At 49.0% G+C, this 9,404-nt stretch carries 7 protein-coding genes; 6 read left to right on the top strand and 1 reads right to left on the bottom strand.

Going from position 1 to position 9,404, the window contains the following annotated elements; all coding sequences use genetic code 11:
* The 4 genes from ACOJTG_RS06995 to ACOJTG_RS06980 all read left to right on the top strand — a co-directional run.
* Nucleotides 1–769: glycosyltransferase family 2 protein (locus ACOJTG_RS06995; protein ID WP_420153145.1), on the top strand; the 769-nt coding region annotated here is incomplete at its 5' end.
* On the top strand, nt 744–1,526 hold the full coding sequence (locus ACOJTG_RS06990) for a polysaccharide deacetylase family protein (protein ID WP_420153144.1): 783 nt from the start codon (nt 744–746) through the stop codon (nt 1,524–1,526). The genes ACOJTG_RS06995 and ACOJTG_RS06990, both read left to right, overlap by 26 nt.
* A gap of 374 nt (nt 1,527–1,900) precedes the next feature.
* Nucleotides 1,901–4,972 (top strand): amidohydrolase family protein, encoded by a 3,072-nt coding sequence (locus tag ACOJTG_RS06985; RefSeq protein WP_420153143.1) that lies wholly within the window; start codon nt 1,901–1,903, stop codon nt 4,970–4,972.
* 200 nt (nt 4,973–5,172) lie between these two features.
* Nucleotides 5,173–6,468 carry an amidohydrolase family protein gene (locus ACOJTG_RS06980; protein WP_420153142.1) on the top strand — a complete coding sequence of 432 codons (1,296 nt, stop codon included), beginning with the start codon at nt 5,173–5,175 and terminating at the stop codon, nt 6,466–6,468.
* A gap of 177 nt (nt 6,469–6,645) precedes the next feature.
* Here ACOJTG_RS06980 and ACOJTG_RS06975 read toward each other — a convergent pair whose 3' ends face one another.
* Nucleotides 6,646–7,587 (bottom strand): NAD(P)-dependent alcohol dehydrogenase, encoded by a 942-nt coding sequence (locus ACOJTG_RS06975; protein ID WP_420153141.1) that lies wholly within the window; start codon nt 7,585–7,587, stop codon nt 6,646–6,648.
* 146 nt (nt 7,588–7,733) lie between these two features.
* Here ACOJTG_RS06975 and ACOJTG_RS06970 point away from each other — a divergent pair, with 146 nt between their 5' ends.
* Nucleotides 7,734–8,273 carry an RNA polymerase sigma factor gene (locus tag ACOJTG_RS06970; RefSeq protein ID WP_094808259.1) on the top strand — a complete coding sequence of 180 codons (540 nt, stop codon included), beginning with the start codon at nt 7,734–7,736 and terminating at the stop codon, nt 8,271–8,273.
* 268 nt (nt 8,274–8,541) lie between these two features.
* The gene (locus ACOJTG_RS06965) at nt 8,542–9,225 is read left to right on the top strand and encodes a response regulator transcription factor (protein ID WP_104713794.1); all 684 of its coding nucleotides are present in this window, start codon (nt 8,542–8,544) and stop codon (nt 9,223–9,225) included.
* The last annotated feature ends 179 nt before the right edge of the window (nt 9,226–9,404 follow it).

Genomic DNA, 9,404 nt, shown 5'->3' with positions numbered 1-9,404 from the left:
CAGTATCGTTCTCCCGTGCTATAATCCGGCCCGTGGCTGGAGTGATCTGATTCTGAAACGTATGCAGGAACTGCGGGCAGTTTTACCAGCGTACGAACTTGAGTTTATCCTTTCCAATGACGGTTCCACCCGTTTGCAAGCGGAAGAAGTCAATCGCATTACCCAAGAAGAAGGAATCACCTTTCTAAATCACCCGGTGAATGAAGGCAAAGGTTCCTGCATTCGGAAGGGGGCAGCGTATTCGCACGGCGAATTCATTGTGTATACCGACCTTGATTTTCCCTTTGGCATTGAACCCATCGTACAAATGGTTTCGCTCTTGCACGATAATCCAAGCTGTCAGTTCGTGTACGGAGCCCGCACGAAAAGTTACTTCAAACAATTGCCGCTGAAGCGAAAAGTTATTTCGTACGGCCTCAAAATGCTGAATAGTTTGCTGTTATCCCCCAAAACAAAGGATACGCAAGCGGGTATTAAAGCGTTGAAACGCGAAGTGTTACAGGATTTACTCCTGACGCAAACCAATTCGTTTGTATTCGAAATCGAGTATATGTCTAAGTTGATGCGGAAAAAGGTGGAAATTCAATCCATTCCCGTACAGCCCGAACCAAACCTGGTTTTTACGGATTTTTCCAGTAAAACCATTTGGCGTGAGTTGCTGAATTTAGTCTGGATCTATGCCCATCGCCGTGGAGAACCGATTCCGCAGCCATCCATTCGTACCAACCATTCCTCTGAAACGTATGCAGGCGGTTACGCTGACTTTTGATCTCGAAGAATTCGATATTCCCGAGGAGTACGGTCAGACCGTACCCGATTCGGAGCAGATGGAAGTGACCCGACGAGGAACCGAGGCCTTATTGACCTTGCTGAAGGCGTACAACATTAAAGCTACTTTTTTCACGACCGGTCACTACGCCCGGGTCAATCCGGACTTATTACAGGCGGTGGCCCGCGATCATGAAATCGCTTCGCACGCTTTGTACCATTCGCCCCGGCACATCTTTGAGATGGATGATATCCGGCAATCCAGGGAAATTCTGGAAGAACTGACGGGGCAGCCGGTCACGGGTTTTCGTATGCCCCGACTACAGCCCTTTGATCGGGGGAAATTACTAACGTACGGATTTCAGTACGATGCATCCGTCAATCCGACGTACTTGCCCGGACGGTACAATCTGCTGCATGAAAATCCGCAACCGCACCTGCGGGATGGGCTGATCGAATTGCCCAGTTCTACGACGCCCCTGTTGCGATTGCCCTTATTTTGGCTATCGTTCAAAAACCTACCCCCGGCTCTGTTTCGGTACTGGGCTTTGCGGACTTTGCAAAAACGTAAGGTCCTGATGTTATACTTTCATCCCTGGGAATTCACGGATATACAGGCGTATCAATTGCCTGGGTACGTAAAACGAGTCGATGGAGAAGCTTTGCTGAACCGACTCGAAAAGTTGATTCAGACACTACAAAAGCAGGGAGCCTCTTTCATGACTTGCCAGGAGTACATCCGGACAAGTATGGTCTGAGAGTACAGGGTGCGTGGAAATTATTAAGCGAACCGATGGAATAGAATCCGTCGGTTCGTTTGGTTTACCCGGTACTGCCTACGGAGCTAATCCAATTGAACTGGGGTATTCGATTGAAAAGGAAAGGGACGTCACGGATGCAGTTTGCCGAATGTAGATCAGCTGTGTTGAAGAAGGTTTAGGAAACAAAGCATTCAATACCAACTCAAATTTGGTTTTTCTATATAAAATAGTACGAAAATTAGGACTTCTGTCTGACGTCGCAACTTTTCTTTTACTCGTCGTCGGTTTAGATAGTCTTTCTTTTGTCTTTTAGTAAGAAGGTTATCTTTGATTTTTGTATCATTTTCCACATCAACATCCTTCATCTTCCCATGAAGAAACGAGTACTTTTCTGGCTATGCCTCGTCCTTTGCGGCGTCCGAAGCATGGCTCAAACGCCAACATTCCCCACGAATGGCGTTCAGGACGACCGCCCCAATCGGGTCGCTTTTACGAATGCAACCATTGTGACCAATGCCCAGACTACGCTGGAAGGAGCTACGCTGCTCATCAAAGGGGCGTTGATCGAAGCCGTAGGAAAAGACGTGAAAATTCCGGCGGGTACGCAGGTCATTGATCTGAAAGGCAAGCGGATTTATCCTTCGTTCGTGGAAGGCTATGCCGCCTACGGGATGCCTGAAGTGAAGCGTGAAGCGGGCCGGATGGGTCGCGGAACACCGCAGATGGAATCCAAAAAGAAAGGAGCTTTTGGCTGGAATCAGGCGGTACTGCCGGAACTGAAGGCCGCAGAAGTATTTACTACGGATGCTAAAGAAGCCGCTGAATTACGTAAAATCGGTTTTGGCTCCGCCATCACGCATTCCCAGGACGGAATCGTTCGGGGGACGTCCGCACTGGTGGCCCTGCTCGACGGTCGCGATCAGGAAGCATTACTGAAAGGCAACGTTTCGGCTCATTATTCGTATTCCAAAGGAACCTCGACGCAGGATTACCCCAACTCACTCATGGGTTCGGTAGCCCTGATTCGTCAGACGTATTACGACGCTCAGTGGTACAAAGGTCTGAAAGGCAAGACGGAAACAAACCTTTCGTTGGAAGCCTTCAACCAGAACCAGTCCTTACCGCAGGTTTTTGAAGTAACCGACAAGCTGGGCGTCTTGCGTACGGCGAAAATCGGAAAAGAGTTCGGCGTGAATTACATCATCAAAGGTAGCGGCGATGAGTATCAGCGACTGCCCGAAATCAAGGCAACGGGCCTATCGCTGATTCTGCCCGTAACGTACCCAACGGCTTTGGATGTAGAAGATCCCTTCGATGCCAGCGTGGTCGATTTAGCCGCGATGAAACATTGGGAAATGGCTCCCGCCAACGCGGGTCTACTGGCGAAAGAAGGCATCACGTTTAGCTTCACTTCATCAGGATTACGCAACAAAGCCGACTTCATAGCCAACATTCGTAAAGCCATTGAAGCCGGCCTGGATGAGAAAGCAGCCTTAGCAGCTCTAACTTCCGTACCCGCTCAGTTGATGAAAGTGGACGATATGGTGGGTAGTTTGAAACCGGGTATGCTGGCGAACTTCCTGATTTCTTCGGGTAGTCTGTTCAGTGAATCGAATACGCTATACGAAAACTGGGTGAAAGGAAATCGCTACATCGTAACGGATATGAACGCCAGCGATTTCCGGGGCTCGTATGATCTTGCCGTAGGGTCACGTCAAAACCTGAAATTGAACATTACGGGTACGACCGACAAACCAACGTATCAGATTCTGGTAGATACGGCAAAGGTGACGCCAAAAGTGACCCGTCAGGGCGATTTGCTAACCCTTTCGTTCAAGCTCAACAAACAGGATTCGGGTGAAAACCGGATCGCGGCGTACTACGATGGCAAAAACATCAAAGGCGATGGCTTCGATGCGGCGGGTAATCCGTTGACGTTTGTGGCGACGTACCGTTCGGCTCCGCCCGTGGGACGTCCTCGTCCGGATTCGGCTCGTAAAGCTACGGCTCCGATGGGCAAGCTGATTTTCCCCTTTACGGCGTATGGGGCCGAACAGAAACCCAAAGCCGAAACGATTCTGATCAAGAACGCCACGGTCTGGACGAATGAAAAAGATGGAATCGTACCGAATACGGACGTGCTGTTGCAAAACGGCAAGATTGCCCGCGTAGGCAAGAGCCTTTCTACTCCCTCGGGTGCGAAAGTGATTGACGGTACGGGCAAGCACCTCACTACCGGAATTTTCGACGAGCACTCGCACATTGGTCTGTACTCGGTGAATGAAGGTACGCAGTCCGTCACTTCGGAAGTACGGATGGGCGACGTAGTCAACTCGGAGGACGTGAACATTTACCGTCAGTTGGCGGGTGGTGTAACGTCCTCGCAACTGTTGCACGGTTCGGCTAACTGTATTGGTGGGCAATCGGCGGTCATCAAGCTGAAATGGGGTGAAACGCCCGAAAACCTGCTGATTCCCGAAGCTCAGTTTATCAAATTTGCCCTAGGTGAGAACGTGAAGCAGGCCAACTGGGGCGATGTTGCCCGCGTACGCTTCCCGCAAACTCGCATGGGCGTGGAGCAGGTCATGATGGATGCCTTCATCCGAGCGAAGGCTTACGAAAAGGAGTGGAAAGAATACAATGGATCTTCCAAAAAGGCCAGTATGACGGCTCCCCGTCGTGATCTGGAACTCGATGCCTTGGTGGAAATTCTGAACAAGAAACGGTTCATTACCTGCCACTCGTACGTACAGTCAGAGATCAATATGCTGATGAAAGTAGCTGATTCGCTGGGCTTTACTATCAACACGTTTACGCACATTCTGGAAGGATACAAAGTAGCCGACAAGATGAAAAGCCACGGAGCAAATGGTTCGACGTTCTCCGACTGGTGGGCGTACAAAATGGAGGTGAAAGACGCCATTCCGTACAACGCCGCGATGCTTTCCAAAGTGGGCGTGAATACGGCCATCAATTCGGATGACGCCGAAATGGCCCGTCGTCTGAATCAGGAAGCAGCTAAAACGGTACTGTATGGCGGTGTTTCCGAAGAAGAAGCCTGGAAAATGGTGACCCTGAATCCCGCCAAAATGATGCACCTCGAGAACCGTCTGGGTAGTATTAAGGCCGGTAAGGACGCCGATGTAGTACTCTGGAATAACAACCCGTTGTCGGTATATGCTAAACCCGAAAAGACCATCATTGAAGGAGCGATTTATTTTGACATCGAAAAAGACAAAACGCTGCGGAAAGAAATCGATACAGAACGTAACCGTCTGATCCAGAAGTTGCTGACGGCCAAAGCCAGCGGTGCGGCTACGCAACGCCCGACGGTACAGCGTCCGCGTCACTTCCATTGCAATACGCTCGGTGGTTTGTCGGAAGAAGAAGGCCACATGCGTTTCTTCGGTCAGTTTAACTGCGATGGTTCTTGCGGTTTTTAAAACTAGTTTGAGGTTTGAAATTGGGTTTAAGAGGGTTTGAAGTTTAAGTAGGTTTGAAATAGGTTGAAGAAAGTTTGAGATGGGAGCGGGGTTACAGGAAGGTGCGAAGGATGTATGTTATTCAAACCTGAAACATATTCAAACTTGAAACGTATTAAAACCCGCTTAAACCTCAAACGTCACTTTCCAACGATCTTTATATGAAGAAAATACTATTCACAGTACTGGCGTTCAGTGCTTTATTGCAAACGGCTCAGGCTCAAAACGAGGCGGCGGCCAAGCCCCAGACGAATCCCATCGCTCTGACGGGTGGTACCATTCACGTCGGTACGGGCGAGGTCATCCAGAACGGGACCGTCGTTTTTGAAAAGGGGAAAATTACGTACGTCGGCAGCGGTACGCCGAGTCTACCCGCGGGTACGCAAAGCATTTCGGTAACGGGGAAACACGTGTATCCCGGTCTGATTTCGCCCTCTAATCAGCTAGGGTTGGTGGAAATTGCCTCCGTACGGGCGACCAACGATCAGGAAGAAGTGGGCGATTACACGCCTAACGTTCGGGCTTTGATTGCCTACAATACCGATTCCGAAGTAATTCCGACCGTTCGCGGCAATGGTATACTGCTTACGCAGGCCACGCCCGTGGGTGGCGTAATCTCCGGAATGTCTTCGGTCATGCAGCTCGACGGCTGGAACTGGGAAGATGCCGTACTGAAAAAAGACGACGGCGTGCATCTCAACTGGCCGGGTTATTTCCGCCGGGGCTACAACTTCGAGACAGGCTCTTTCAGCGTAGGTAAAAACGATCGTCGTGAAGAGCAGTTCCGGGAGCTGGAAAAGTTTTTCGGCGATGCCATTGCCTATGCTCAGGTTCCGTCCAATGATCCCGTGAATATGAAGCTGGAAGCCATGCGGGGCCTGTTTGATGGGTCAAAAAACCTGTACATCGCCGCTGATTACGGCAAGGAAATCATTGAAGCCGTACGCTTTGCGAAAGCCAAAGGTGTGAAGAATGTAGTCATCATTGGGGGCGAAGAATCACTCATGGCGGCTGATTTCCTGAAAGAAAACAATGTGTCGATTATCGTCAATACCACGCACCGGCTACCCAACCGTACGGACGACGACACGGATTTACCCTATAAATTACCCTATCTGCTCAGTCAGAAAGGTTTGACGGTAGGTTTGGGTTACGTCGGACTCAACTGGCGTACGCGGAACCTACCTTTTCTGGCGGGTACAGTGGGTGGTCACGGCATGACGCCCGAAGAAGCTCTGAAGCTGGTTACGCTCAACAACGCCAAAATTCTCGGTATCGATAAAGTAGTTGGTTCCCTGGAAAAAGGCAAACACGCAACCCTGATCGTTTCCGCAGGAGACATTCTGGATATGCGGACGGCGAAAGTGGAGCAGGCCTATGTACAGGGCAAATCCATCAACCTGGATGATAAACAGAAACGCTTGTACCGCACATTCTCGGAGAAATACAGCAAGTAAGTTTAGTTTGCAGTTTTCGGTTTACTGTTTTCAGTGGCTGTTGAAGGTTTAGCGTTTTAGACGCAACAAAGGATAATTAGCCAGTTACCCCGACCATAAATCAGGGTAACTGGCTAGTTATCCTTTACAATTAATACAAAACCGAAAACCGCGGCGGAGACCGCTGTAAACTGAAAATTAACTAACTTTTATCGCCACTTTCCCCACAAAATTTCCTTCTTCGAGTTTGTGGTGAGCCTGGGCAATTTGTTCCAGTGGAAAGGTGTAAGCTACCAATGGTTTGAGGTGTCCGTCTTCCAGGAGCAATTTGATTTTTTCCAAATCCTCTGCATTGGGTTTGGCCATAAACATTTTCATTTGCTTTCGGAACAGTAGGTCGATGCCCGTTTCTACGGCACTGCCGAAGTCTTTAGCTTCGGGCCGCGTGGTTACGTAATAGGCGTCATCTTTTAAATGAGTTTTTACTTCGGAAAACGAGAACTTGCCCGACGCATCAAAAATGAGGTCGTATTTTTCAGTGGGCGGAATGGTTTCCTTCTCATAATCAATGACCGAATCGCAACCTAATTCACGGGCGATTTCCACATTTTTTCCGCTGCACAAACCCGTGACCGTTGCTCCCCAGCTTTTAGCCACTTGTACGGCTATGCTCCCTACGCCACCGGTACAGCCATTGATGAGTACATGATCGCCCGCTTCAATTTTTCCTTCATCGACGAGCCCCTGCCAGGCCGTCATAGCGACCAGCGACAGGGAGCCGGCTTCTTCATACGAAATATTTTCTGGCTTCAATACCGCAACGTTGTCGTCCACGGCTACGTATTCAGCGTACGCTCCGCCCGTGATAGGGCTGACGTGTCCAAATACCTGATCGCCAATTTTAAACTTCTGAGATTTGGTAGCTACGACCGTACCACTGAAATCGCTGCCAATGATTTGGGGGCCGAATAAACCGGAAGCCAGTTTCAGCGTACCCGACCGTACCAGTGCGTCAACTGGATTAACCGATGAGGCTTCATTACGAATAAGAATTTGCCCTTCTTTGAAATCAGGGGTAGATACTTCCTTGATTTTGAACTGATCGGCGGAACCGTATGATTCTAATACTGCTGCTTTCATGGTAGGGATTGGTTTTAATAAAGCCTTGGCTTGTACTAAAGTTGTTCCAGACGGACTTTAATAGCGATTTAATACTGATTTAAATCCTCCTTAACGCTTAGAGCGGAACTTTGACCCAGTCAATCGGCTATCAATCGCCTATTCTTATGCAAACGGTCACTTTCCAGCCTGAAAATCGTTTCGGTACCTTCAATGCCATCGTGAAAGTATACGAGCGTAAACTGAATTACCACATCCGCCGCTACGTTCGCGATCCGGAAGATGCCCGCGATGTTACGCAGGACGCCCTACTCAAGATATGGCAGGGATTACCCAATTTTCGGGGTGATTCCCAACTGTTTAGCTGGATGTATCGCATTGCGACGCACGAAGCTCTGAACTTTTTACGCCGACAAAAGCATCAGGTGGGCATTCCGGCGGATACGGAGCTGATGGAAAACCGACCCGTATTTGCCGACGTAGATACGACCTGGAACGGCGAAGAAGTGACCATTTGGCTTAAGCAGGCCATTGACGCTCTACCCGAAAAACAGCAGATGGTTTTCCGTCTGCGGTACTTTAAAGAATTACCCTACGAAGAAATTGCTACCCAAACGGGAACGTCGGTAGGAGCCCTAAAGGCGAATTATCACCTGGCAGTTCAGAAAGTAGAACGGTTTATCTTAAGCCGTCGGAATGACTTTTAATAAAGACTAACGAAGGGAGATACTAGAGTTTTTCGCCCTCCATTTAAAGGACGAAAAGGTATTACCAGAACCGTACGTGAAAGCGAAGCTATGGGATGAGCAACACCTTTCACGGAACGAATACAAACCAGCGACTGGATTAAATGTAAGCTAATCGGGTCACTGGTTTCGCTGTTACTAAATGCATTCAATCAATAAATAGCAGAAACGGATGATGCTCTATCAAAATATTGCTACTTTCCGGGAAGAAAATGTACCAACGATACCGATGAAAGTACTAATCGTAGAGGATGAACCTAAATTGGCGGCTTTTGTCAAACGAGGATTGGAAGCGGAGGCCTTTGAAGCACAAGTTGCCTACGATGGATTAATTGGTCAGAAAATGGCCTTGAACGATTCTTTTGATGTGATTATTCTGGACGTCAATTTGCCTTACGTGAATGGCTTTGACTTAGTCAAGAAAATCCGAAACGAAGGAATCAATACTCCCGTGCTCATGCTGACGGCACTGGGCGAACTGGAGGACAAAGTCACCGGCCTCGATTCAGGAGCGGATGATTATCTGGTAAAACCCTTTGAATTCCGGGAGTTATTGGCTCGTCTGCGTTCGCTGCATCGCCGGAGTCAGGCGGGTCCGATGACGCAGCACGTACTGCAGGTCGCCGATCTGGAGCTGGATCTGGAAGAAAAAGTAGCCCGCCGCGGTGGCAAGCGAATCGATCTTACTGCGAAGGAATTCAGTTTGCTCGAGTACCTGATGCGAAACCGGGGAAGGGTCGTTTCTCGGGTGGATATTGCCGAAAAAGTCTGGGATCTCCATTTCGATACGGGTACCAATACCATTGAGGTATACATTAACTTCCTGCGTAAGAAAGTCGATAAAGACTTTTCTCAGCGGCTCATTCATACCGTCATTGGTATGGGTTACGTGCTGCGGGAAGAGGGCGTATAGTTGTCTCTAAACGTTTTTATATTCTACTAGGAAAGTCGTAAGTCTGTTGCGTACGGATTTACGACTTTCTGCCTTATGGCTCAGGGAAAGCCTCTTTCACATGTTGATCCGTAATAAACTCATCATCCTCTTTACGCTGCTGACTATGGGCGTGCTGGGGTTATTTTCAACGTTCCTGT

Origin of the sequence: Siphonobacter sp., from assembly GCF_048595215.1 — a bacterium.
Lineage (GTDB): Bacteria > Bacteroidota > Bacteroidia > Cytophagales > Spirosomataceae > Siphonobacter.
Note: the sequence above shows the minus strand (reverse complement) of the source record. Positions and strands in the feature narration are given on the sequence as shown.

Coding starts and splice junctions, on each gene's coding strand:
- ACOJTG_RS06990 (WP_420153144.1), top strand. CDS start 744: ATGCAGGCGGTTACGCTGACTTTTGATCTCGAAGAATTCGATATTCCC.
- ACOJTG_RS06985 (WP_420153143.1), top strand. CDS start 1,901: ATGAAGAAACGAGTACTTTTCTGGCTATGCCTCGTCCTTTGCGGCGTC.
- ACOJTG_RS06980 (WP_420153142.1), top strand. CDS start 5,173: ATGAAGAAAATACTATTCACAGTACTGGCGTTCAGTGCTTTATTGCAA.
- ACOJTG_RS06975 (WP_420153141.1), bottom strand. CDS start 7,587: ATGAAAGCAGCAGTATTAGAATCATACGGTTCCGCCGATCAGTTCAAA.
- ACOJTG_RS06970 (WP_094808259.1), top strand. CDS start 7,734: ATGCAAACGGTCACTTTCCAGCCTGAAAATCGTTTCGGTACCTTCAAT.
- ACOJTG_RS06965 (WP_104713794.1), top strand. CDS start 8,542: ATGAAAGTACTAATCGTAGAGGATGAACCTAAATTGGCGGCTTTTGTC.